Source organism: Paenarthrobacter sp. C1 (assembly GCF_049315185.1).
Lineage (GTDB): Bacteria > Actinomycetota > Actinomycetes > Actinomycetales > Micrococcaceae > Arthrobacter > Arthrobacter nicotinovorans.
Map to the genome: position 1 here is coordinate 4400393 of NZ_CP186052.1, position 23488 is coordinate 4423880.

Below are 23488 nucleotides of genomic sequence, written 5' to 3' on the forward strand. Positions count from 1 at the left end.
TTGGCGACGGGCCCTAACGGACGTCGGTGCCGGCCATCCTGGAAAGGATCAGGCTTCCGCCTGCCGGTCCTCCACCAGCTTTTGCACGGCGGGGAACAGCGGGTGCGTCGGCGGCAGTTCCGTAACGCGTTCGACGACGGCGGCCGCGTTCAGTTCGGAAAGCATCCTGGCAAGCTCCACGGCTTCGTCATCGGCACCGTCGTCAAAACGGAGTGCTGCCGACATTGCCTCGAGCAGGGCCACCGGGGTGACGCCCCGCTCTGCCAGCTCGGCCGCCGGACCAACGAACCGCTCGTGCCGGCCAAGCTTCCGCAGCGGCGCACGGCCAACGCGGTTCACGGTATCCGGCAGGTGCGGGTTGCTGAAGCGTTGCAGGATTTTCTGGACGTACGCTTCCTGCTCGGCCTCCACGAAACCGTGCTTGGCAACCAGGAGTTCCTTGGTTTCCTCCAGCACGGCCCGGACCTTCGCGGCCACGGAAGGATCGGCCATGGCGTCCGAGATCTTCTCAAGCCCTGCACCGTAGCCGAAGTACGCAGCCGACGCATGGCCGGTGTTAACCGTGAACAGCTTGCGCTCGATGTACGGTCCCAGCTCGTCCACGAACGTCGCGCCGGGGATGCTCGGCGCATTGCCGCGGAACGGCGTACGGTCGATGACCCACTCGTAGAACGTTTCCACCGTGACGTCCAGGCCTTGGCCTGGTGCCTGGTTGGGCACGATCCGGTCCACTGCGGTGTTGGCAAAAACCGCGACGGCGTCCAGGTCACCGGCAGAATCGTCCCAGGCAGCCCGGATCTCCACGTGGAGGAGATCCGTGGCATTGATGGCGTTCTCGCAGGCCATGACCTGCAGCGGAGGGAGGTCCGCGGGCCGGGCGGCCAGCCCGCGGACGATCACCGGCGCCACGAACTTCAGGATGTGGGGCCCCACCGCGGTGGTGACCACATCCGCCGTCGCGATTTCCTCCACAACAGCCGCTTCCTGTGCAGCCGAGTTCAAGGCGCGGAAGCCTTCCACGGTCTTGACCGCCGGGTTTTCGCCTACCTCATGGACGTCGTAGCTGCTGGCCTCCGCGAGCTGGCTGATGAGTGCATCCGCGACGTCGGCGAACACCACCTCATACCCGGATTCGTGCAGCAGCAGCCCCACGAAACCCCGCCCGATGTTGCCTGCCCCAAAATGGACTGCCTTCACTATGCGTTGACCTTTCCGAACAGCTCCAGGACTTCATCCACCGTGGTTGCCTGCTCCAACTGGGCAACCTGCGCCTTGTTGGTGAAGATCTTGGCGATGGAAGAGAGGATGTGGAGGTGTTCGTTGTTGATGCCGGCCACGCCGACTACGAACTTCACTTGCTTGCCGCCCCAGTCGATGCCCTCGGGGTACCGGATGATGGACACGGCCGAGTGGTTGATGTGTTCCTTGGCATCGTTGGTGCCGTGAGGGATCGCCAGGAAGCTGCCCATGTAGGTGGACACGGATTCCTCACGCTCGTGCATGGCATGGACGTAGCTGACATCCACGGCGCCACGGTCCAGCAGCAGCTTTCCGGCCTCGTCGATCGCACTGTCGCGGTCGCGGGAGGTGCCGTTCAGGATCACGCTTTCGCGAAGCAGGACGCCTTTGCCTTCGACGGCGGCAGCCGGCTCGGCGGCATGGGCACCATGGGCGGGGGCTTCTTCGACGGCCCCCGAAGGAGCAGCCGCTGCTGGAGCGCCTTCGCTGTTGCTAGAACGTACCAAGTCAACGATTTCGTCGTACCTGGGGCTGTTCATGAAGTTGTCTACCGAGTAGTGCACGGCGCTGGACGTGCGCGGTTGTGCACGTTCGGTGAGGTCCTGGTGGGTGACCACGACGTCGTAGGTGTCGCTGAGGTTGGCGATGGCCGAGTTGGTGACCTTGACGTCCGGGAAGCCGGCCGCCTTGATCTTGTTGCGGAGGACGGAGGCACCCATGGCGCTCGAGCCCATGCCGGCGTCGCAGGCAAACACGATGTTCCGGACCGGACGGGTCAGGACGGTGCCTTCACCCTGAGCTGCTTGCCGGTCTCCCACGAGGGCGGAGGAGACGGAGCTCTTCTTGCCCTTCATGGCTTCCATGCGGGACGTGGCTTCACTGAGATCGTCGTCGCCCTTGTTCTTGGACGTGCGCAGGATCAGGGAGGCGATCAGGAAGGACACAGTGGTGGCAAGCACGACAGCGAGGACCACGCCCACGTAGCTGTCACGTGAGGTTTGGGCTATGACGGCAATGATGGAACCCGGAGCTGCCGGAGCCACGAGACCGGAGTTGGTGATGGCCAGGGTAGCGATGCCCGTCATGCCGCCGCCGATGGCAGCGAGGATGAGGATGGGCTTCATCAGGACGTACGGGAAATAGATCTCGTGGATTCCGCCCAGGAAGTGGATGATCGCAGCACCGGGAGCAGATGCCCGTGCGGCACCACGGCCGAAGAACATGTAGGCCAGCAGAATGCCCAGGCCGGGGCCGGGGTTGGCTTCGAGCAGGAACAGGATGGATTTGCCCTGGTCCAGCGACTGCTGGATGCCCAGCGGTGTCAGTACGCCGTGGTTGATGGCGTTGTTCAGGAAGAGGACCTTGGCAGGCTCGATGAAGATGCTGGTGAGGGGCAGCAGGCCGTTGTCCACCAGGAACTGAACCACTGAGCCGGCACCGGCTGTGAAGGCCTTGACTACGGGGGTCAGGCCGTAGAACCCGAGCAGGGTCAGAATTCCGCCCCAGATACCGGCGGAGAAGTTGTTGACCAGCATTTCGAAGCCCGGACGGATCTTGCCGTCCCAGATGCTGTCGATCTTTTTCATGGTCCAGCCGCCCAGCGGCCCCATGATCATGGCCCCGATGAACATAGGAATACCCGTGCCCACAATGACACCCATGGTGGCGATGGCACCCACCACACCGCCGCGGACGTCATAGACCATCCGGCCACCGGTGTAGGCAATCAGAAGCGGAAGCAGGTAGTTGACCATTGGGCCCACAAGGCCCACGTTGGCAACACCCTCGGCGTTGGTCCCATAGCCCCCGAGTTCCGGGACGGGAATCCAGCCCTTCTCGATGAACAGGGCCGTGATGAGGCCCCAGGCGATGAAGGCGCCGATGTTGGGCATGATCATGCCGGACAGGAATGTTCCGAACTTCTGGACTCCAACGCGGGCGCTGGTGCGGGGCTTCGCAACTGTCTCTGTTGCCATGTGAATTCCTAACGTGTTTCCCGCGGCGGCGCGGGGTCAGTCGATATAGAGATCGAGAGAGAGCAGCTAGGAGCTGCTGGAAATGCGGTGAAGCCATTCCAGGAAAAGCTTCAGTTCAGAGCTGGAAAGTTGGTCCGAATGCGAGGCCTGCAGTGCCGCATTCAGGGCGATTGCCGCAACAACTACCGACGACTTACCGGAGTCGTCCGCTGCGGCGCCACGGGCGGTTTCCGTGGAGACGGCAAAAATCATGGAATCCCGGGTCATCGTTGAGAGCTCGAGGTTCCGTTCTTCCACCGGTTCAGCGATCAGCATGAGCGTGACGCCCACGTTGGCCGCGAGAATGCTCCGTGCCGCTTCGCGGGGCGGCACATTGATCTGACCTGCGATGGCGGCCTTGTTCAACATCTCTTCCAGGAGCGCTTCAGCATCGGCCACGATCGCTGGGCGGCTCCCCGGCCTGATGTTGCCGAACATGACCAAGTACAGATGGGGTTGGGTCAGTCCGAACTGGACGTGGTTGTCCCACATCCGCCGGACGTCTTCCAAGGGCTCCCCGGACGGCGCAAAGTCCCGCTCCCCCGCCACGTACTCTTCGAAGCCTGCTGATACGACGGCGTCGAACAGTCCTTCTTTGTCACCAAAGTGGTGGTAGAGCGTAGGCGCCGTGACACCGGCAAGCTTGGTGATCTGGCGCGTTGAGACCGCGGACCCCTCCGAATTCGCCAGCAATTCGGCAGCTGCGCGAAGCAACCGAATTTTAGGCGGAAGCTGGTCATCGAAACTCATAACCGCTACCCTAGCACCTATAGCGTTGCTATATGAAGTGGCTCACAAAGGAATTTTGTAGGCTGGTTACAGAGGCTCCCGGTGCCGTCGCCGACGGGTCTGAAACAACAAGCAGGAACAGAGGATTCAGTGCAGAATTTCCAAGGAGTTGGGGTAAGCCCTGGCCGCATCACGGGTTCCGTCCGCCAGATGCCCAAGCCGGTGAGTGAACCGCCGTCGGGGGAACGCCTGGCCGCGGACGTCGCTCCGGAAGACGCCGTCGCGCGTTTGAAGGCAGCGGCGCAAGCCGTCCATGATGAACTCAAGGCGCGCGCGGACACGGCCTCAGGCGACGGCAAGGCGGTCCTTGAGGCCACGGCCCTCATGGCCAAAGACACCATGCTGCTGAAATCGGCGGGCAAACTCGTCAACGCCGGAACCTCCGCAGAACGGGCCATCTGGGAAGCCGGCGCATCGGTCTCCGAAATGCTGCACAACCTGGGCGGCTACATGGCCGAGCGCGCCACCGACGTCCTGGATGTCCGCGCACGCATTGTCGCTGAACTCCGGGGTGTCCCCGCACCGGGCATCCCGTCCTCCGAAACACCCTTCATCCTGGTAGCCGAGGATCTCGCTCCCGCCGACACTGCGACCTTGAATCCCGCAGTTGTCCTGGCGCTGGTGACCTCAGGCGGCGGGCCGCAGTCCCACACGGCGATCATCGCGCGCTCCCTTGGCCTGCCCGCCGTCGTTGCGGCCCACGGCGTGGACGGGATCGCGGACGGCTCAGAGGTTTATGTGGACGGCGCTGCCGGCTTCGTCGCCGTCGAACCGACCGAGGAACAACGTGCACTTGCCACCGCCTGGGCGGAAACCTCCGCGACGCTGGCAGCCTTCGACGGAAACGGCACGACGGCGGACGGCCACCTGGTCCCGCTCCTCGCCAACGTGGGCGGAGCCAAGGATGCCGTGGCAGCTGCGAAGCTGGGCGCCCAGGGCGTTGGCCTGTTCCGCACCGAATTCTGCTTCCTGGAGCGCGACACCGAGCCCTCCGTGGATGAGCAGGCCGCCGCCTACAAAGCCGTGTTTGACGCGTTCCCGGGCAAAAAGGTGGTCCTCCGCACCCTGGACGCCGGCGCCGACAAGCCCCTCCCCTTCCTCACGGATGCCACCGAGCCCAACCCTGCACTGGGCGTTCGCGGCTACCGCACCGACTTCACCACCCCGGGCGTCCTGGAACGCCAGCTCGAGGCGATCGCCCGCGCCGCGTCGGAATCCGAGGCCGATGTGTGGGTCATGGCTCCCATGATCTCCACAGCTGCCGAGGCAGGACGCTTTGCCTCGCTCTGCGCAGCAGCGGGAATCCGGACGCCAGGCGTAATGGTGGAGGTCCCCTCCGCTGCGCTGACGGCCGCAACCGTGCTGCGTGAAGTGGGATTCGCGTCCCTGGGCACGAACGACCTCACCCAGTACGCCATGGCCGCCGACCGCCAGCTGGGCCCCCTCGCGGACCTGAACACTCCGTGGCAGCCCGCGGTGCTGCGGCTGGTGCAGCTCACCGTGGAAGGCTCGGCACAGGAGGGCAACAACAAGCCCGTTGGCGTCTGTGGCGAGGCCGCCGCGGACCCCGCCCTTGCCGTCGTCCTCACCGGACTGGGCGTCACCACACTGTCCATGACCGCGCGCTCGTTGGCCGCGGTCGGGACCGTGCTGAAGACCGTCACGCTGGAGCAGGCGCAGGAACTTGCACGCCTGGCTCTTTCCGCCCCCAGCGCCACCGAGGCACGCGACTGGGTCCGCGCCAAGCTCCCCGTGCTCGAAGAGCTCGGCCTCTAACCCTTCCCGCACCAACGCAAGGAGAAACCATGCCAGAACGCACAGCAACCGTAGCCAGCCGCTCCGGACTGCACGCCCGGCCCGCTGCCCTGTTCGCTGAGGCAGCCGGCGAGCAGCCGGTGGATGTCACCATCGCCATGCAGGGCCAGCCCGAGGACGAAGCGATGGACGCGGCCAGCATCCTCTCGCTTATGACCCTCGGCGCTGCAAAGGGTGACGTGGTGGTGCTTCGGGCCGAGGGGGACGGTGCCGATGCCGCGCTGGACGCACTGGTGAAACTCCTGGAAACGGATCTGGACGCGGAGTAAGTTCTTCCTCCACGCCGCAGGCTAGGCTTCTGCCATGGCATTGATAGCTCCCCGCGTCACAGCGGGCCTCCCCGCCGACGACGCCCGGAACCTGGCGCGCTCCCTCAACGACAGCGACGACATCACCGTGTTCGTGGACGGCACGGTCCACCGCCTGCCCGATCAGGCGCGGGACGCCGTCGTCGACCTCCTTGCGAGGCTCGGGCGGGGCGAAACGGTGACCGTCAGCAGCGTGGAGGAAATGCTGACGACTTCGCAGGCTGCGGAGCTTGCCGGGATCTCGCACACCTATCTGCGGAACATGACCGACCGTGGCGAGATTCCGGTGGAGTACCGGGGAACGCATCGTCGGATCCGGCAGGCGGCGATCATTGCGTGGCTGGAAACCCAGAAGCGCAAGCAGGACGAAACCGCCGCCGCGGAGGCTGCGGAAAGCGACTGAAAGCGTCCGAGTGATAAGGATCAAGCAACGATCCCAGCCAACAGGCGGGGACCTGTAAAGCCCGGGGTTACGCTTGATCGGTGGGCAATTTCAAAGGGTGGCATATCGTGGCCGGTTTGGCTGCGCTTGCCCTTGCCATACCCTTGGGCTCAGCCATGGGATTGAACTTTGTGGCCACCTTCATGTTCGCGTGCACGGTGTTCGTGGCGGTCACCATGTGGACCGAATCGAAAATCGCACGACGCCGGGAGGCGGCTGACGCTGCGAAGGCAGCTGATGCGCGGCCGGCCGACTCCAATGAATCGGACGACGCCGCGCGGGACTAGCTCGCACCGGCGAGCCCTCCGAAACCGACAGCATGCTGTTCAATAGCTGTATGGCTTCAAGGTACTTTTCCGTCATTTGTCCCGCATGAGCGCGCTACTGTCCTCCGACATAGAGGCCCATGGCCTCACCGGACGCATCTTCTGGACCGAGGGGTCTCCCGAACCCGGGTCCGCGGCCGGGGCCGGGGCCGGGTCGGCAGAGAAGCCTGCCTACATCCTGATCCACGGCATCGGGGTTTCCCACCGGTACCTGGCACGACTGCACGCCGTGCTGGCGGCGCATGCGCCCACGTACTCCTTCGACCTGCCGGGCTTCGGCGGCACTCCCCGACCCGGCAGGCAACTCCAGGTCGAGGACTACGGTGCCTTCATTGCCGGGGCCCTGGCATCCCGCGGCATCGACTCCTACATTTTGGTAGGCCACTCCATGGGGGTGCAGTTCGCCATTGAGGCTGCACTGCACCGGCCGGAAAGTGCACGGCAGCTTGTGCTCATGGGGCCGGTTGTCGATTCGCGGCACAAGAACGTGATGCAGCAGTCGATTGCCCTGACGCTGGATGGCATCCTCCGCGAGAGTCCTTCGTCCAACTGGATCGTCATGGGGGACTACTTCCGGTGCGGACCGCGCTGGTACGTCACCGAACTGCCCGTGATGATGAAGTACCCGACCCTGGATCGGCTGTCCGGCATCGATGTCCCGGTCCTGGTTCTCCGGGGAAGCCGCGACCATGTTGCCGGACCGGATTGGTCCTTGAGGCTTTCGCGGGCGGTGGCCCAAGGGCGCCTGGTGGAAATTCCCGGCGTCGGCCACGTTGCCCAGCACATGCGCCCCAAAGCCGTGGCGGACGCCATCCGCAGCTTCGTCAACGCCACCACCCGGCACCGCTGAGCAAGCAGGACGCCGAGGCGCAGGGAGCCGCATTGGCACGGGCACCTCTGCGGACGGCCTTGTTGGCGCGGCCCGTCCCGGATAGGCTGGCGGAGCAAGCTAATTAGTAAGCTTACTTACGAAAGGGCTCACCATGACCAGCTATGACCCGGAAGACGATCCCCGTACCTTCGGCGTGAGCGGCGCCAGTGGACCCATCGACACTACCGCCGACGCGGACAGCATCCACGAAGATCCCGACATGCGCCAGGACGAGGACGACGACCCCGCTTCCTCGGCCAATCCCGACCCCCTGGATGGAAACGTCACAGGCCTCGAGCCAGGCGGCGGCGTGCCCCCGGGAGAAACCGCGCCCGCCGAAGGCAGCATGAGCAGCGACCAGGGGCACGAGGAGTAGTTCCCCGCCGGGCCACTACGGCAGGCTCAGGATCTCCCCAAGGTCGTACTCCGCAGGCTCTTCCAGCTGCGAGTACGTGCAACTTTCAGGAGTCCGGTCCGGCCGCCACCGACGGAACTGCGTCGTGTGGCGGAACCGGTCACCCTCCATGTAGTCGTAGGCCACCTCGATCACCAGTTCGGGGCGCAGCGGCACAAAGGAGAAGTCCTTTCCAGCGCTCCACCTGCTCTGCGCCCCGGGCATCCGTGACCCCCCGGGCGAATCGTCCTGCTTGGCCCACTCGCCCCACGGATGGTCGCCGAGTTCCACTTGATAGGGCTCAAGCTCCGCCACCAACGCCTCCCGCTTTGCCATGGGGAATGACGCCACGACGCCGACGTGATGAAGCCGGCCTGAGTCGTCGTAGAGCCCCAGGAGCATCGACCTCACAACTTTCGCGGTCTTGTGCCAACGGAACCCGGCCACCACGCAATCGGCTGTCCGCTCATGCTTCGTCTTGAACATCACCCGCTTGTTCGGCTGGTAGGTGCCGTCGAGCGGTTTCGACAGCACGCCGTCGAGGCCTGCTCCCTCAAGCTGCACGAACCATTCCTTGGCGCGCCCCAGGTCCGTCACCGCAGGCGTTACGTACACAGGAGGCCGGGCGTCGGCGAGGGCTTTCTCCAAGGCCGCGCGCCGCTCGGCGAAGGGCCGGCCGGTCAGATCCTCATCGCCGAGGGCAAGCAGGTCGAACGCCACCAGGGACGCCGGCGTCTTCTCCGCAAGCATCCGAACCCGGCTGTCCGCGGGATGGATTCGCTGCTGCAGCACCTCGAACTCAAGCCTGTTGCCCTGGATCAGGATGATCTCGCCGTCTACAACGCACTTGTCCGGAAGGTTCTTCTTCAGCGCTTCCACCAGCTCCGGGAAGTAGCGGGTCATGGGCTTCTCGTTGCGGCTGCCCAGGACGATGTCGTCCCCGTCCTTGAAGACGATGGTCCGGAATCCGTCCCATTTGGGCTCGTAATGCCCAACGTCGGGGATGTTCGGGACGGACTTGGCGAGCATGGGCGAAACGGGCGGCATCACTGGTAGGTCCATAGCTCATGTCTACCGGCCAGTACGTGCCCAAGGCTAGTGTTGGCGGATGGACATCTTGGCCGTGTTGGCAGCAGTGCTCGGAGTTCCCGCGCTCACGGGCGCGCTTTGGTACTGGATTGCGCGGGAGAACAAGCGCGGCGTCCGGCGGGCCGCAGCAGGCGGCATGCTGGGGATCGCAGACGAAGTCTTCCGCCCTGCCACACATCAGGCCCACCAGGTCCGGAAAATCGAACACGAACTCCCCGCCCCCGCGCCGGCCCCGAAGCCTAAGCGGTAGCACCCTCCCGCGGGGGCAGAACTACCGCCCGTTACATTAATGTGACTTTACTTTCCGCCTCCTGTACGGTCATAGGGCGACCCGATCTCCGCTGGGCCGCTTCTGGATTGACGCCGGGCTCTGCCGCAATCCAGGATCCGCCAGACCCGCGGCAGAGACGGGGGACCCACAGTTTCCCGGGCTTGTTTTCTCCGCAAGCCCTTGGGGTGAAGCCGCCACGCGCGGCCGGACGGCCTCGTCCGAACCCGACAGCTAACCTCGCAGGCGTTGAGAGGCACAACCATGTCCCCAACCATGGATAACCCACGCCGCGCGCAACTCGAGCGCGAGCGCACCAAGCCAACCGGACGCCGTCGGGCCCAACCCAGCGGATCCCCGGAACCAGCCACGACGGCGATCCCCACCGTAACGGCACCCACTCCGGCATCACCCGCTAAGGCTGCGCCCACCACGCGGGCTGCGGCCCGGGCCGCTGAGCGTGAGCGTGCGGCAAGGGCTGTGATCGCCCCTGCCGAGCCGAAGGCGGCCCCTGCGCTTCCGGAGCCGGCAACCGCAGGCCCGGAGCCGGCAACCGCAGCGATTCCGGTAGTCGAAGCCGCGCGGGCCGCAGCTCCGGCATCCACCACACCAGGGCCTCCCACGTCAGCCATTCCCGTGGTTGCTGCCCGCAAGGCAGCCACCCGCGGGGAAGCCGGAGCCGAAGCGGCTGCCCCGGCCCCGGCGGCATCCCGCAAGACACCTCCGCCGGTAACGGCATCAACCCTCGGCACCACCTCCTCATTTGGCCGCGAACCCCAAGCTGTTCTGCGGAAAGCCGCGTCGGTGAAGCACATGAGCCAGCGCATGGCAGTGGTTGCCGGAGCGCTGGGCCTGGTACTGACTGCGGGAACCGTCGGGCAGGCACTGGAGCTTCCGTTCTTCGGTCAGGAAAGTCCGGCCCAGGAAGCCAACGGCGGCCAGAGTGGCGAGGACCGCCAACCGGGCTCGGCAGCCCCTGCGCCCCGGGCTTCCTACACCACAGCGTCCTCCCCGTCGTCGTCGGGTCAATCGTCATCCGAAGCAGGCCAACCGGCCACGGTACCGGAGGCGACGGTACCGGAATCGCCTGTGGCGGTTTCGCCGTCGTCGGTTCCTTCACCGCACGTCTCCCTGGCAGCCCCTGTCTGGGTCCCGTCGGCGTCCGCCCCGGCAGTCGCAGCGCCGTCCCCCGTAGCCGGCACTCCGGCTCCGACCCAACCTGCGCCGGCGCCCGGCGACGTGCCCTCGGACACGATCACGACACCGCCGGCAACACCGACGCCCACCACGACGCCGACGCCGACCACCACTCCCACGCCGACCCCGACGCCAACACCGACGGGAACGCAAACGGCAAAGCCCCGGCCCACCGGCAAGCCCACCGCAGGCACGTCGCCTCAGCCGCAGGCGTCCACCTTGGAATCGCTCCTTGACGCCGCACAGAAGGCACTGCAGTGAGCACGCGGTTGCCCCGCACCAACGTGCACACCGGCTGGCACGGGCGGTACTGCAGCAGCAGCCGCACGGCAACGTTCAGGCGCCGTTTGGGCCGCTGGAGTTGCCAGCGGCTGAGGCGCTCCTGACGCGTTCCCCCGTGAACGGCCAGGCCAGCGCATTGGCATCAGATAAGGCAGGTACCCGCGCGGGTACCTGCCTTATCTGTTTCTTACGCTGAGTCTTGCCGGTGCTTAGATCCGCGGGTCCGGCTCAAATCCGCGGTCCGGGCTCAGATCCGCGGCCTGCCGGCCCAGCGCCGCGCCTTTAAGGCAGCATGCAGTTCAAGCCGGATGGCACCGTTCAAGGGATCAGCACCGATGAGCTGGCGGATGCGTCCGAGCCTGTTGTAGATGCTGCTCCTGTGGAGGTGAAGTTTCTCGGCGACATCCTGCACGGCACTGTCGTTGTCGTAGAGAAGCTCCAGGACCGGCAGGAGCTCGCCGTTTTTGTCCTGGTCCTCAAGCGTGCGGAAATGCACCGAGCCGGTATCGTCCCAGCCGCCCGGTGCCAGCAGGCGGTCAAAGAGCTGGTACACGCCCACGGAACGGCTGTCCACCAGTTCCCCGAGCTGCGCATCCACGGCCGCCGCCTGCGCAGCAACCTTGGACTGCCGGTACGCCACCGCGAGCTGCCTGATCACCTGGAAGGGTTCGCTGATCCCCAGGATGACGCGGTCCACGGTCCGGCCGGCACGCTTGGCGAGCTCAAGCTGGTAATGGACCAGGACCTGCGCGTGGTCTGCCCGTCCTCCGGATTCCCGGAACAGGACCACCGAGTGGGTTTCCGTGCCCGCGCTGAACAAAGCCGCGTTCACGCCGATAGTGGACTGCAGCGCGGCTGAGCGGTGCGTGAGGGTTGCCGCGATGGGATCGACGTCGGACCGGGCACCTTCGGCGTCAAGGATCGTCACCAGTTGCCACGGGCCGCGGCCTTGGATCTCCTTCCACCCCGCAACGGCCGCCACGGCGTTCGATTCGCCGCCACAGGCCGAGAGGAACTCCTGCTCACGCCGGCGCCGGAACTCGGACTCGGCCGTGTTCGAGTCCAGGAGCAAGCCCGCCAACAGGTCCAGTTCGTCCCGGACGCCGGGCAACTGGGCGAGGATCGCCGTCGCGCTTTGCTCCTCAAGGTCCTGTTGCACCCACAAGTACCCCACACGGAAACCGCGGACCAACAAGGGGACACAGACGCGGCCGAGCATCCCGAGTTCGTCGTTGGCGGGCACCACAACGGGGCGCACGGCGGTGGAGATGCCGTGCGAGAGCTGCCAGGCGCTGACGTCGCTGGGGACGCGCTTGCTGAGCAGGAAGTTCACCCGGACGCGGTCTGCGTGGGATTGGTTGGAACTGTAGGCGAGAAGAACGCCGTCGAGGTCCTCCAAGGACAGTCCGCGGCCGAGCTTCAGTGCTACGCGTTCAACGATCTGTTCCACGTCTTGCTGCATCCGGAAAGCGTACCAACAGCAGGCGACACCTGACGCCTTGGTGCTCGACAAATGTCGAGCTTGACGGCAGGAGTTCCTTGAATTTCCGGGGGTTTGCTCCCGGGCCGGTCGGGAATCCATGTCGCCTGCCTCACAGCCGGATTTATTCTGGAATCACAGCCCGCAGCAAATATTCGGCCGAACAGGCCGCTAACGATGGAGCCAGCAAATGATCATCGGCGTCCCCAAAGAAATCAAGAACAACGAGTTCCGCGTAGCCATCACGGCCGCCGGCGTCCACGAATTCCGCACCCACGGACACACCGTTCTGGTTGAGCGCGGCGCAGGCCTCGGCTCGGGCATCACCGACGAGGAATACTCGATCGCCGGCGCCGAAATCGTCAACGAAGCCGATGACGTGTGGGGCCGCGCGGACATGGTCATGAAGGTCAAGGAACCCATCGCCGCGGAGTACCACCGCTTCCGCAAGGGCCTGATCCTCTTCACCTACCTGCACCTCGCCGCAGAACCCGAGCTCACCGCCGAGCTCATCAACTCCGGCGTCACGGCCATCGCCTACGAAACCGTGCAGGAAGGCCGCACACTTCCGCTGCTCGCCCCCATGTCCGAGGTCGCAGGCCGCCTGTCCGTCGTGGTCGGCGCTTCCTCGCTGATGGCTCCGGCCGGCGGCAAGGGTGTCCTCCTGGGCGGCGTACCGGGCGTCCGCCCGGCCAAGGTTGTTGTCCTCGGCGCCGGCGTTGCGGGAACCAACGCCGCTGCCATGGCGCTGGGCCTCGGTGCTGATGTCACCATCATGGACATCAACATCAACCGGCTGCGCGAACTGGACGCCCTCTACCAGGGCCGCCTGAAGACCGTTGCCTCCAACGCCTACGAGATCGAGAAGTCAGTCATCGACGCAGATCTCGTGATCGGCTCCGTCCTGATCCCGGGCGCCAAGGCTCCCAAGCTGGTCACCAACGAACTCGTCTCCCGCATGAAGCCGGGCTCGGTCCTGGTGGACATCGCTGTGGACCAGGGCGGCTGCTTCGAGGACACGCACCCCACCACCCACCAGGAACCGACGTACAAGGTCCACAACTCGATCTTCTACTGCGTTGCCAACATGCCTGGCGCCGTTCCGAACACCTCCACGTACGCACTGACCAACGTCACCCTGCGCTACGCCGTGGCACTGGCCAACCTGGGCGTCAAGGCCGCCTTCGACCGCGACCCCGCCCTGGCCGCCGGCCTCAACATCGCCGCAGGCCACGTGGCACACCACTCCGTTTCCGAGGCGCACAACCTGCCCCTCGTCAACGACTGGCACAGCTTGGTCTCCGCCTAAGCAGCCAACCACGACGGCGGGGTGCAGCTTCCACGTGAAGCCGCACCCCGCCGTCGTGGTTTAACGCCTGCCGGGTTCTCAGTTAATGCCAATGTTCCCAAGGAACATTTGGCATTAACTGTCACTTCGCTGGGATTTTCGGGGCTTCCGGGACCGGGGGAATCAGCTGGGACGGGACCGGGACGGGGATGTCCGATGGCCCGAGCTTCGAGGGATCAAGCTTTGAGGGGTCGATCTCCGGAGGCGTGACCGGCAACGAGGGAGCCGTGGGGAGCACACGCTTGCCAGGGTCGGGGTGCGACGGGCTCTTGGGATCCTGGGATGGGTTTCCGGGCGTCGCCGGGTGCGGTTCAGCGTGAGGTGTCCCGTCGGGGTTCCCGGGATCCGCCGGGCTGGGGTTGGCCTGTCCCGGAACCACTGCCGGTTGGCTGTCCTGATGTGCAGGGCCGGGTTCCGAGGTCGATCCCGCAGGGGCGGCGGGTTGCGGCGCATTGCCCGCGCCGGGAGCCAGTTGTGAAACCACCGAACCGATGGCCGCGCCAAGATGCTGGAAAGCTCCGGGAATCCCGCCCTCGGAGGCGGCAGCCGCTGTGGCGCCACCGGCCAGCGACACCGCCACGGCGAGGCCCGCAATGGCTGCGCGCCTCTTCTTCCACCGCCGCGCAGCCAACTCATCTGTTGCCGGGGTTTGCTCGGGTGCCGGGACTTGCGGCGTTACGGCAGCGGGTCTGGTAACCATCGCCCCACCCGCCATCAGAGCACGGACGGCCTCGGACGGAATTGGAGCAGTGTCGGCCAGGGAGCGCAGCTCGAGAAGTTCGCTGCGGAGGTCCGTGCTGTCCTCAAGCCCGGCGTCGGCCAGCAGGGAATCGATGGCCTGCTGGTCATTGCCGCGACCGGGTGCGGTGTATTCGCTCATGATGTGCCGTTCCTTAGTAGCGCACGTTTCTTCAATGCGCCCAATGCCCTGCGCTGCAGCTGTTTCACGGACCCTTGGGATTTGCCCATGATGTCCGCAGTTTCTTCCACCGACAGGTCAGCAACGACCCGCAGTGCCAGGACCTCCCGATAATCCTCGGTCAGGTCCTCCAAAAGTTCCGTAACCCCCAGACCGGACGCCCTTCCGAATGCCTGCTCTTCGGCCGACGGTGAGCGCCGGGTGTCGAAGTCAGCCTCGTACGGCGTGGAATCGGGGGTTCGTTCGCGCTTCCGGTAGTGATCCACCAGCCGGGCGTGCGCAATGGTGAACAGCAATGTCTTGGCTCCCTGCAACCCGCCGTGGAGGGTCTCCAGTTTGGGGTAGAGGGCAAGGAAGACGTCCTGCGTTACGGCCTCGGGATCGTCCACGCCGCGTGCTTTGAGATAGCCAAAGACCGGTCCGGAGAAGGCGTTGTAGGCAGCAGTGAAGAGCAGCGCGGGATCGTCGTGATCCGCCTGCACATATTCATCAGCCAAGGGTTCAAGCACCCGTGGACGCCTCCCATCCCGCGTTATGAGGCAGGGCTCCTTGTCATCAAGCCAAGGAGCCCTGCCTTTAAACCGTAGCCGTTCTCCGCTTAGCGGACAGAATCGACGGGTGCTCCGTGAACAGCCGGCAGCTCAGTGGGGACCTGGGTAGGCAGCGACGGTACGGCCGGGACTGCAGGCACGGCGGGCACTGCGGGAGCGGCCGGAACAGCCGGGACCGCAGGCGTGGCCGGAAGTCCGGACGTAACGGAGGCATCGGCATCGGCGTCGGCGTCGGCCTTGGCGTTGCCGTCAGCCTTGAGTCCGGCAGCCTTGCCGGCTTCCACCACGGCTTCGCAGTGCGCCTCGACGTTGGCCTCGCCACCGGCAGCAATGGTCAGTGACTTGAAGCCGGCAACCTTGGTGTCGGCCTTCAAGCCGCCGTTGAGGAAGGAAGTGCACAGTCCGAATGCTTCAGGCGACGTGGCATCTTCGAGGGCTGCCTTGGCGTCGTTGATTGCGTCACCGGCAGCGCCGCTGACTTCGCCCTTGGCATCCTTCGCGGTTGCCTTGCCGGCTTCTGCGGCGTCACTCGCTGTTGCCTTGGCGGTCTCGACGGCGTCTGCCGCCTTGGCCTGGGCAGTTTCCGCTGCGTCGGCTGCTTCACCGGCAGTTCCGGCAGCGAGGGGGGCAGGTGCACCTACGACGTCGTGGGCGGTCTGCTGGATTTCGGTGGGAAGAGCGCCATTGAAGGCAGCGACGCCGGTTCCGCCGACAGCAACAGCTCCGGCAGCCAGGACGCCTGCGGCGACTTTGCTGGTGGCAAGGACAGTGAACAAGGACATGAAACCCTCCGACAAACGATTTTGGGATTGCCCCGGCAGCTGTTGGGTGGCTGCCGGATGATCAGCGTGCGGACGTGGCCCGCACTCCCTTTACATCGCTGGGGGCGTTGGTGAGGTTACGCCTCGTGCAGATTTATTTTTTTCGGGCCAGATCCCGGGCCTGCTCAATGAGTTTCAGGACCTCCACTGAGTCCGCCGGATCCACAGGTGCCGGATGCGCGGAGGCGGTTCCGCCGTCGTCGAGCTTTTCCGCGAGGAAGCGATAGAACTCCGGGTAGGCGCCGCGCTCGGTGGGGATGGTGGAGCGCTGGCCGTCCACCTCCAGGATGCCGTAGTCCTCTTCAGGCTCGACGCCGTACTGCGGGTCCGTGGGCAACCCGCCACCCAGGACAAACGGCTCCTGGGGGTCCGTGCCGAACTTCGCGAAAGCACCCTGCGTGCCCAGGATCCGGAACCGCGGGCCGTGCAGGTGGCTATTGAGGTTGATGGTGACGTGGGTGATTACACCGGAGTCGTGCCGGAGGACAAGGAAGACGTCGTCGTCGGCGTTCTCCTGGGGGCGGCGGGCAGCAATTTCGGAGTAGGTGACCGTAGCCGGGCCAAAGAACCGGAGGGCGAGGTCCAGGACGTGGGTCCCGAGGTCGAACAGGACTCCGCCGCCGTCCTCCACCGTGGCCCCGGCTTTCCAGGCTTTTGCAATTTCCGGCGCCCACCGCTCCATGCCTACCTCGAACCGGGTGACGGTACCCAGCGTCCCGGCGTCGAGCAGTTTCCGCACGGTGAGCGCATCGCCGTCCCAGCGCCGGTTCTGATACACCGTGAGGACCCTGCCCAGCCTGGCTGCCAGCTGGATCAGTTCCTCGCCTTGCGCACTGTAGGTGACGAACGGCTTATCGACGACGACGTCGAGCCCGGCTTCCAGCGCGGCTTTAGCAAGCGGGTAGTGGGTTGCGGGCGGTGTGCCGAGGACGATGAGGTCCAGTTCATCGGCGAGGGCCAGGGCGTCGGCAGGGGTGTTGACGATCTTCGCCCGGGGATAGCGTTCCTTGGCCTTGGCCTGCCGTTCCGCGTCCGAGGTGGCGATGACGGCGAGCTCATAGGCAGGGTTGGCGGAGATGTAGGGCGAGTGGAAGACACTGCCTGAAAGTCCAAAGCCTGCGACTGCGGTACGGATCGGCTGGGAAGTCATGACCCTAGGCTACCGATCCTCGCTCACGTAATAGCCCCTTTCCGGCAACCCTCCATCACCGGGTGAGCAAGCGATTGGCTCAAGCACGCGGAACGTGAGCAAGCGATGGGGACGGCGAAGGCCGGGAACCTCCGCGAACCGATGATCAGGTTCAGGGAGATTCCCGGCCTTCAGGAAACTACGGCTGCGGGGCTACTTCTTGGCGCCCTTTTCCCAGCCGAGGGTGGTCCAGTCCGGAACGTTGGAGAGGCTCTTGAACAGGGACGGGCCATAGTTGGCCAGGCCCTTGTGCACGAACTGGATCTCCGGGCCGTTCAGCACGGTTCCCATGGAGAAGTACTTCTCCATGTGCTTCTTTTCGACGTCCATGGCCGCTTTGTTGCGCTCCGTATCGTCGGCGATGGTGGCAAGGCGCTTGATTTCGGCGTCGAGCTCAGCATCGCCCAGGCCGTTCTCGTTGGTGGTGGAGTCGTAGTACTGCTTCACGGCGTCCGTTGCGTCCGCACCCACGGTGTAACCGGAGATGGTCACATCGAACTCGCGGGATCCAACCACCTTGCCGAAGTCGGCGTCACCGCGCTGGTCAATGCCAACATCCATGCCGGCTGCCTGGAGCTGCTTCTGCAGGGTCTGAGAGGTTGCAGCCGTGGTGGGATCGTCACCGAAGTTGGTGATCTTGAAGGAGACAGGGACGCCGTCCTTGGCCATGATGCCCTTGTCGTTGGCCGTGTAGCCGGCGTCAGTCAGGACCTTCTTGGCAGCCTCAGCGCCCGTATCCTTCACGGGGTAGTTGTCCTGGTAGTACTCGGAGAACGGCATGAGCATCATGGAGCCCGAGCTCTCTTCGGACCAGTTCAGGCCGTTGAAGCGGACGTCGCGGATGGCCTTGCGGTCGACGGCGGTGAAGATTGCCTTACGAACGGCAACGTCCGTCAAGGCCGGGCGCTTGGCGTTCAGGTTCAAGCCACCAGCGAAGAGGCGCTGGCCGCGGCGAACGTCAGCGTCCTTGGTGCCCTCGAGCTGCTTGTAACGGCCAAGAGTACGGCCGCTCGTCGCGTCGATCTCACCATTCTTGAACGCTGCGATGGTCGCGCTCGGCTCCATTTGGCGCCAGATGACCTTCTCGAGAACCGGCTTCTGGCCCCACCATTTGTCGTTCGGGACCATCGTGACGGTCTTGGCAGTGGTGTCGTAGTTCTCCACCTTGAACGGACCTGCCATCCATTCAGGGTGCATTTCTCCCGCGAAGCCCTTGTTGAAAATCTCGGGTGTATTGATGGCGGGGTGGATCAGGCCGAAGAAGAGACCTTCAAGGGGGAAGACGGGCTGGGTTGTGGTGACGATGACTTCTTTGTCGTTGGCACCGGCCTTGACCGAATCCACGAAGGCGTAGGCACCAGCGGTGACGATGTCGATGGACTTGTCTTCGCCGCGGAGCATCTTCCACGTGTTCTCGAAGGTCTTCACATCAATGGGAGTGCCATCGTTCCAGGTCGCCTTGTCGTTGACCTTGATGGTGATGGTCTGCTTGCCGTCCTTGACTTCGCTGGTCACCGATTCGCAGAAGTCCTTGTTCGGCTCTGCCTTGCCGTTGAAGTCCAACTTCCAGCAGCCGCCGATGCCGCCGCTGCTGATCGCAGCGGTGTTGACCGGAGTCATCACGGCCGAAGTATCAGCGCTGTTGCCCACGTTGGAGAAGCCGTTGAAGTCCGGGCCAATGCTTCCGACGGCCAAAGTGACCGTGCCGCCCTGTTCCAGATCCTTTGTTTCTTTGGCGTTGACGCTAATCAGTTTGCTGATGTCGCCGCCACTCTCTTCTGCCTTCTGGGAGGCAGGACCCGACGGCGTTCCCCCGCCGCAAGCGGTCAGCATGAGCGTTGCTGCGAGTGCTACGCCGCCGATCGTCGTGTACTTCTTCATGGTTTGCCCTTCATGTTTACGACTGAAATATCTTTGCGAGTTGAGACCAGGGATTTATTCAATGCGTCATATGTCGTCAGGCATGCACCACCAGCATCTCGGCATCCAGCTCTCCGTCCGGGAAGAAGCAGGCAAAGTCCTGCGCGCCCTCCGCCTCGGAAGTCAGTGGCGGCTCCAGAGTAAGGCACTTCTCCTGCTTTGCGGCAGGTAGCGCGGCAAACACCGGGCAACGTGTAGCGAAGTTACAACCCTTGGGCGCATCAAGCGGGCTGGGCAGGTCACCCTGCAGGATGATGCGTTCGCGGGTACGTTCCAGGTTCGGGTCCGGAACCGGTATCGCGGACAGCAGGGCCCGGGTGTAGGGGTGCCGCGGGTTGTCGAAGACGTCGTCCACGTTCCCGGTTTCCACGATCTTGCCCAGGTACATCACGGCCACCCGGTCCGAGATATGGCGGACGACCGAGAGGTCGTGGGCGACCATGAGGTAGCTGAGGCCAAGTTCGGCGCGGAGCTTGTCCAGCAAGTTGATGACCCCGGCCTGGACGGACACATCCAGCGCGGACACGGGCTCGTCCAGGACAACCAGCTTGGGGTTGACTGCGAGCGCCCGGGCTATGCCGATGCGTTGCCGCTGGCCGCCGGAGAACTGGTTGGGGAAGCGGTTGACGTGGTCAGGCTGCAGGCCCACAAGCTTCATGAGTTCCATGATGCGTTTCCTGATGGCGGCCTTGGGCATTCCCAGGTTCTCCAGGGGCTCGGCCAGGACCTCGTACACGGTGAAGCGTGGGTCCAGGGCACCCGTGGGGTCCTGGAAGACCATCTGCATTTCCTTGCGCATGGCCATTTTGGTCTTGTGGTCGGTGGCTACCTTGTTGCTGACACCGCCGATGACCACTTCGCCCACCTGGTCCGGATGGAATTCCATGATTTCCAACAGCGTGGTGGTCTTGCCGCAGCCTGACTCGCCCACAATGGAGACGCACTCGCCCTCGCGGATGTCGAAGCTGAGCCCGTCCACGGCCTTGACCGTGCCGATCCGCCGTTTGATGAGAGCACCCTTCAGCAGGGGGAAGTGCTTCTTGACGTCCTTGAGTTCCAGGACCTTGTCGCGTTCGGTGCGGGCAACGCCGTCGAACTTGGAAACCGGTTTGGGCGGCGCATGGAAAATCCGGTGCGCGTCCGCATTGCCGGAAAGCTCGCCGGACTTGATGCAGGCTGCCCTGTGGTCCAACGTCCCGGTCTCGGATCCGGGTACTGAAATGAGCTCCGGCTCGCCGTGCAGGCAGGCGTCGCTGACCATGGGGCAACGGGCTGCGAAGGAGCACCCCGTCACCGGCAACGCGAGGTTGGGTGGGGTCCCCTCGATGGGAACCAGCGACTGCTTGGTGGCTGTATCCACGCGCGGGACAGCACCCAGCAGGCCCAGCGTGTACGGCATCCGGGGGTTGTAGTAGATGTCCTCCACAGTGCCGGTCTCCACGGGCTTGCCCGCGTACATGACCACGATGTCGTCAGCCATGCCGGCGACCACGCCGAGGTCGTGCGTGATCATGACGACGGCGGCGCCGGTCTCCTCCTGCGCGGTGTGCAGGACTTCGAGCACCTGCGCCTGGATGGTGACGTCGAGCGCCGTCGTGGGTTCATCAGCGATGAGTACCCGCGGATCGTTGGCGATCGCGATGGCGATCATGACGCGCTGGCGCATACCACCGGAGAACTCGTGCGGGAAGGCCTTCAGCCTGTCCTTGGGGCTCGGGATCCCCACCATGCGCAAGAGGTCGACGGCGCGGGCTTCTTTGGCCTGCTTGCTCATGGTCGGGTTGTGGACCGTCAGCGCCTCGATGATCTGGTTGCCCACTGTGTAGACGGGCGTCAGCGAGGACAGCGGATCCTGGAACACCATGGCGATGTCGCTGCCGCGGTGCTTGCACATTGCTTTGTCGCTCAGGCCAAGGAGTTCCTTGCCCTTGTAGCGGACGGAGCCTGTGATGTCAGCAGTTTCGGGGAGGAGACCCATGATGGCCATGGACGTCACGGACTTGCCGGAGCCGGATTCGCCCACGATGCCCAGGGTCTTGCCCGGCATGAGGTCGAAGTCGACGCCTCGGACAGCGTGGACCACGCCGTTCTCGGAGTTGAAGCGGACGTTCAGGTCGCGGACGCTGAGGACGGCGTCGCCGGGGGCGTAGAGTCCGGCGTCGCGGAGGCGCTCGGCGGGAGTGGTGTTGGTGCTCATCAGTTGGCCACCTTCGCAGTCTGGGGCTTGGTCCGCTTCGCCCGGCCGATGGAGCTGGAGCTGGGGTCGAAGGCGTCACGGAGTCCGTCGTTCATCATGGCCAGCGAACCGGTCAGCAGGAACATGACGGTGAGTGGGACCCAGAACATCCACGGGAAGGAGGACACCTGGCCCGTAGCCTGGCCGATCAGGACACCGAGGCTGACGTCAGGGAGTTTGATGCCGATGCCGATGAAGGAGAACGCCACTTCGGCCAGCACGGCACCGGTGATGCCTCGGGTGAAGTCGAGGACCAGCAAGGAGCCGATGTTCGGGACCAGGTGGCGCCACACGATGCGGCGGGAGGGGACCCCCATGTACTTGGCGGCTTTGACGTAGTCGCGCTGCATGAGCGACATCGACAACGAGCGCACCAGACGGGCGGTACCCATCCAGCTGAAGAACAGCAGGACGACGATCAGCAGCAGCCAGCTGGGAAGGTTCTTGAGCCCGCCGCTGCCGCTGGTGGCCACCGCCACTACCAGGATGGCGGGCATCATGATGAGCGCCTCCAGGATGAACAGCATGGTGGCGTCCACCTTGCCGCCAAAGAAGGCCATGGTGCAGCCGTAGACCGCCGAGATCACGACGGACACGCCGCCCACGATCAGGCCGATGAAGATCGAGATCCTGGTGCCCTCGACTATGAGCGCCATGAGGTCGATGCCGGCCTGCGTGGTGCCCAGGAGATGATCCGGCGACGGACCCATGCCGATGTTCAAAGGATCGATGGTGTCCTTGTCCCATGGAGTCAGGAATCCGCCGAACAGGGAGAACAGGAACAGCGCCAGGAAGATGAACAAACCGGCGACGGCGGTCCGGTTCCGCATGAAGCGACGGAAGATGATCCGGGACTTGCCGATGACCACGTCCTGGTCGGCTACACGGGACTCGTCGATTTCGGCGATCGGGTCAATGATGTTTGTCATTACTGGACCCTCACTCGTGGATCGACCAGCGTGGTGGCGAAGTCGGCCAGGATGGCGCCGATTGCGAAGATGACTGAGCCATAGGCCAGCGTGGCAGTGGCAACGTTGACGTCCTGCAGGCCGATGGACTGGATGCTCCACAGGCCGATGCCCGGCCAGGCGAAGATGGCCTCGGCGAAGAAGCCGCCCGTGAAGATGGCGGGAATGGTGAATGCGATGCTCTGGGCCACCGGGATGAACGAGACACGCAACGCATGCTTTCGGATGGCCTGGTTGCGGGTGAGCCCCTTGGCCCGGGCAGTGCGGACGAAGTCTGCGTTTACGTTGTCCAGGAGGTATTGCCGCTGGGCGATCTGGTAACCGGCCCAGCCGAAGACGGTCATCGCGAAGGTGGGCACGGCGTAGTGGGCCACAAGGTCAACGAAAGCGGGCCAACCCGGGTCTATTCCCGGCGTCGAAATTCCCGTCACGAAGAAGATGCGCTCGCCGACAGCCTCATTGATGCTGATGGCACCCAGCTGCACCAGGAAGTAGGCAATGGGCGCGGGAAGGATGTGGACCAAGTAGCTGTAGGACGTGATGGCGCGGTCCTGGAACTTGTATTGCCGTGCTGCGGAGTAAACGCCCAGCGCCACTCCGATGATCAACGTCAGGATGATCGAGGCGATGAACAACCGGGTGGAGACCATGACGCGGTCCGCGAACTCTGCGTTGACGTACGCGCCGTTCGGGCTGCGGCCCCAGTCCCAGCGGGTGACGATGCCACCGAGCCACTGGATGTAGCGTTCCCAAGGGTTCAAGTCCGGGTCCAAGCCCAGTCCACGGAAAGACGCAGCTACCTGCTCAGGGGTTGGCCGGGGGATCTTCTCTTGTTCCAGGACGGCCGGTTTAAGCGATGAGACGGCCAGGAAATACCCGGCGCTGGTGGTCAGGAAGATCATGATCAGGTAGATGCCTGAGCGCTTCAGCAGATATTTCAGCATGTCGGGTGGCTGCCCCGAATCGTGGCAAAACTCAAAGCTCGTCCTTCCGCGGTTCCCGGCTGTGGCCGGCGTCAGCT

The 23488-nt window shown here is 64.6% G+C and carries 22 protein-coding genes and 1 riboswitch; of the genes, 9 read left to right on the forward strand and 13 right to left on the reverse strand.

Annotated elements, in window-relative coordinates; genetic code table 11:
* Nucleotides 1-48: 48 nt before the first annotated feature.
* The 3 genes from ACNAOU_RS20545 to ACNAOU_RS20555 all read right to left on the reverse strand — a co-directional run bounded on the left by ACNAOU_RS20545 (nt 49) and on the right by ACNAOU_RS20555 (nt 4004).
* Nucleotides 49-1197 carry a mannitol-1-phosphate 5-dehydrogenase gene (locus ACNAOU_RS20545; RefSeq protein WP_422757638.1) on the reverse strand — a complete coding sequence of 383 codons (1149 nt, stop codon included), beginning with the start codon at nt 1195-1197 and terminating at the stop codon, nt 49-51.
* On the reverse strand, nt 1197-3215 hold the full coding sequence (locus ACNAOU_RS20550; protein ID WP_064723661.1) for a PTS mannitol transporter subunit IICBA: 2019 nt from the start codon (nt 3213-3215) through the stop codon (nt 1197-1199). The genes ACNAOU_RS20545 and ACNAOU_RS20550 overlap by 1 nt, the downstream gene beginning before the upstream one ends.
* A 66-nt stretch (nt 3216-3281) precedes the next feature.
* Nucleotides 3282-4004, reverse strand: coding sequence for a TetR/AcrR family transcriptional regulator (locus ACNAOU_RS20555; RefSeq protein ID WP_422757639.1), 723 nt, complete (start codon nt 4002-4004; stop codon nt 3282-3284).
* 129 nt (nt 4005-4133) lie between these two features.
* On the opposite strand from ACNAOU_RS20555, the gene ptsP reads away from it, so the two are divergent.
* The 6 genes from ptsP to ACNAOU_RS20585 all read left to right on the forward strand — a co-directional run bounded on the left by ptsP (nt 4134) and on the right by ACNAOU_RS20585 (nt 8181).
* On the forward strand, nt 4134-5819 hold the full coding sequence (gene ptsP / locus ACNAOU_RS20560) for a phosphoenolpyruvate--protein phosphotransferase (RefSeq protein ID WP_039243295.1): 1686 nt from the start codon (nt 4134-4136) through the stop codon (nt 5817-5819).
* Nucleotides 5820-5848: 29 nt separating this feature from the next.
* Nucleotides 5849-6127 carry an HPr family phosphocarrier protein gene (locus ACNAOU_RS20565; protein WP_018780191.1) on the forward strand — a complete coding sequence of 93 codons (279 nt, stop codon included), beginning with the start codon at nt 5849-5851 and terminating at the stop codon, nt 6125-6127.
* Between the two features lie 34 nt (nt 6128-6161).
* Nucleotides 6162-6569, forward strand: a complete 408-nt coding sequence (locus tag ACNAOU_RS20570; protein WP_064723662.1) for a helix-turn-helix domain-containing protein — start codon at nt 6162-6164, stop codon at nt 6567-6569.
* 80 nt (nt 6570-6649) lie between these two features.
* A complete protein-coding gene (locus ACNAOU_RS20575) occupies nt 6650-6895 on the forward strand; it encodes a hypothetical protein (protein ID WP_018780193.1) in 246 nt (81 codons plus the stop codon).
* A gap of 85 nt (nt 6896-6980) precedes the next feature.
* Nucleotides 6981-7784 carry an alpha/beta fold hydrolase gene (locus ACNAOU_RS20580; RefSeq protein ID WP_422757640.1) on the forward strand — a complete coding sequence of 268 codons (804 nt, stop codon included), beginning with the start codon at nt 6981-6983 and terminating at the stop codon, nt 7782-7784.
* 133 nt (nt 7785-7917) lie between these two features.
* The gene (locus ACNAOU_RS20585) at nt 7918-8181 is read left to right on the forward strand and encodes a DUF6480 family protein (protein WP_422757641.1); all 264 of its coding nucleotides are present in this window, start codon (nt 7918-7920) and stop codon (nt 8179-8181) included.
* 15 nt (nt 8182-8196) lie between these two features.
* On the opposite strand, the gene ACNAOU_RS20590 is transcribed toward ACNAOU_RS20585, so the two are convergent.
* On the reverse strand, nt 8197-9261 hold the full coding sequence (locus ACNAOU_RS20590; RefSeq protein WP_422757642.1) for an ATP-dependent DNA ligase: 1065 nt from the start codon (nt 9259-9261) through the stop codon (nt 8197-8199).
* Between the two features lie 46 nt (nt 9262-9307).
* On the opposite strand from ACNAOU_RS20590, the gene ACNAOU_RS20595 reads away from it, so the two are divergent.
* Both ACNAOU_RS20595 and ACNAOU_RS20600 read left to right on the forward strand, forming a co-directional pair.
* Complete coding sequence (locus tag ACNAOU_RS20595; protein ID WP_413306420.1) at nt 9308-9538, forward strand: hypothetical protein; 231 nt, start codon at nt 9308-9310, stop codon at nt 9536-9538.
* 128 nt (nt 9539-9666) lie between these two features.
* A riboswitch (cyclic di-AMP (ydaO/yuaA leader) is annotated at nt 9667-9817 on the forward strand.
* A 15-nt stretch (nt 9818-9832) separates the two neighbouring features.
* Nucleotides 9833-11014, forward strand: a complete 1182-nt coding sequence (locus tag ACNAOU_RS20600; RefSeq protein ID WP_413306423.1) for a hypothetical protein — start codon at nt 9833-9835, stop codon at nt 11012-11014.
* 268 nt (nt 11015-11282) lie between these two features.
* On the opposite strand, the gene ACNAOU_RS20605 is transcribed toward ACNAOU_RS20600, so the two are convergent.
* Entirely contained in the window at nt 11283-12497 is a 1215-nt protein-coding gene (locus ACNAOU_RS20605) for a PucR family transcriptional regulator (RefSeq protein WP_413306426.1), read from the reverse strand.
* Between the two features lie 208 nt (nt 12498-12705).
* Between ACNAOU_RS20605 and ald the strand changes: the two genes are divergently transcribed.
* Nucleotides 12706-13824 carry an alanine dehydrogenase gene (gene ald, locus ACNAOU_RS20610; RefSeq protein ID WP_018780201.1) on the forward strand — a complete coding sequence of 373 codons (1119 nt, stop codon included), beginning with the start codon at nt 12706-12708 and terminating at the stop codon, nt 13822-13824.
* 121 nt (nt 13825-13945) lie between these two features.
* On the opposite strand, the gene ACNAOU_RS20615 is transcribed toward ald, so the two are convergent.
* The 8 genes from ACNAOU_RS20615 to ACNAOU_RS20650 form a co-directional block, all read right to left on the reverse strand.
* Complete coding sequence (locus ACNAOU_RS20615; protein ID WP_422757643.1) at nt 13946-14743, reverse strand: hypothetical protein; 798 nt, start codon at nt 14741-14743, stop codon at nt 13946-13948.
* Nucleotides 14740-15291, reverse strand: coding sequence for an RNA polymerase sigma factor (locus tag ACNAOU_RS20620; protein ID WP_018779854.1), 552 nt, complete (start codon nt 15289-15291; stop codon nt 14740-14742). Before ACNAOU_RS20620 ends, ACNAOU_RS20615 begins: the two co-directional genes overlap by 4 nt.
* A gap of 89 nt (nt 15292-15380) precedes the next feature.
* Nucleotides 15381-16115 carry a hypothetical protein gene (locus tag ACNAOU_RS20625; protein WP_055973528.1) on the reverse strand — a complete coding sequence of 245 codons (735 nt, stop codon included), beginning with the start codon at nt 16113-16115 and terminating at the stop codon, nt 15381-15383.
* A gap of 133 nt (nt 16116-16248) precedes the next feature.
* Nucleotides 16249-17304 carry a Gfo/Idh/MocA family protein gene (locus ACNAOU_RS20630; protein WP_275776792.1) on the reverse strand — a complete coding sequence of 352 codons (1056 nt, stop codon included), beginning with the start codon at nt 17302-17304 and terminating at the stop codon, nt 16249-16251.
* Nucleotides 17305-17496: 192 nt separating this feature from the next.
* Nucleotides 17497-19224, reverse strand: coding sequence for an ABC transporter family substrate-binding protein (locus ACNAOU_RS20635; RefSeq protein ID WP_422757644.1), 1728 nt, complete (start codon nt 19222-19224; stop codon nt 17497-17499).
* 76 nt (nt 19225-19300) lie between these two features.
* Nucleotides 19301-21460: a dipeptide ABC transporter ATP-binding protein gene (locus ACNAOU_RS20640; RefSeq protein ID WP_422757645.1), complete on the reverse strand. Its 2160-nt coding sequence runs from the start codon at nt 21458-21460 to the stop codon at nt 19301-19303.
* On the reverse strand, nt 21460-22428 hold the full coding sequence (locus tag ACNAOU_RS20645; RefSeq protein ID WP_018779849.1) for an ABC transporter permease: 969 nt from the start codon (nt 22426-22428) through the stop codon (nt 21460-21462). Before ACNAOU_RS20645 ends, ACNAOU_RS20640 begins: the two co-directional genes overlap by 1 nt.
* Nucleotides 22428-23411 carry an ABC transporter permease gene (locus ACNAOU_RS20650; RefSeq protein ID WP_018779848.1) on the reverse strand — a complete coding sequence of 328 codons (984 nt, stop codon included), beginning with the start codon at nt 23409-23411 and terminating at the stop codon, nt 22428-22430. The genes ACNAOU_RS20645 and ACNAOU_RS20650 overlap by 1 nt, the downstream gene beginning before the upstream one ends.
* Nucleotides 23412-23488 lie beyond the last annotated feature (77 nt).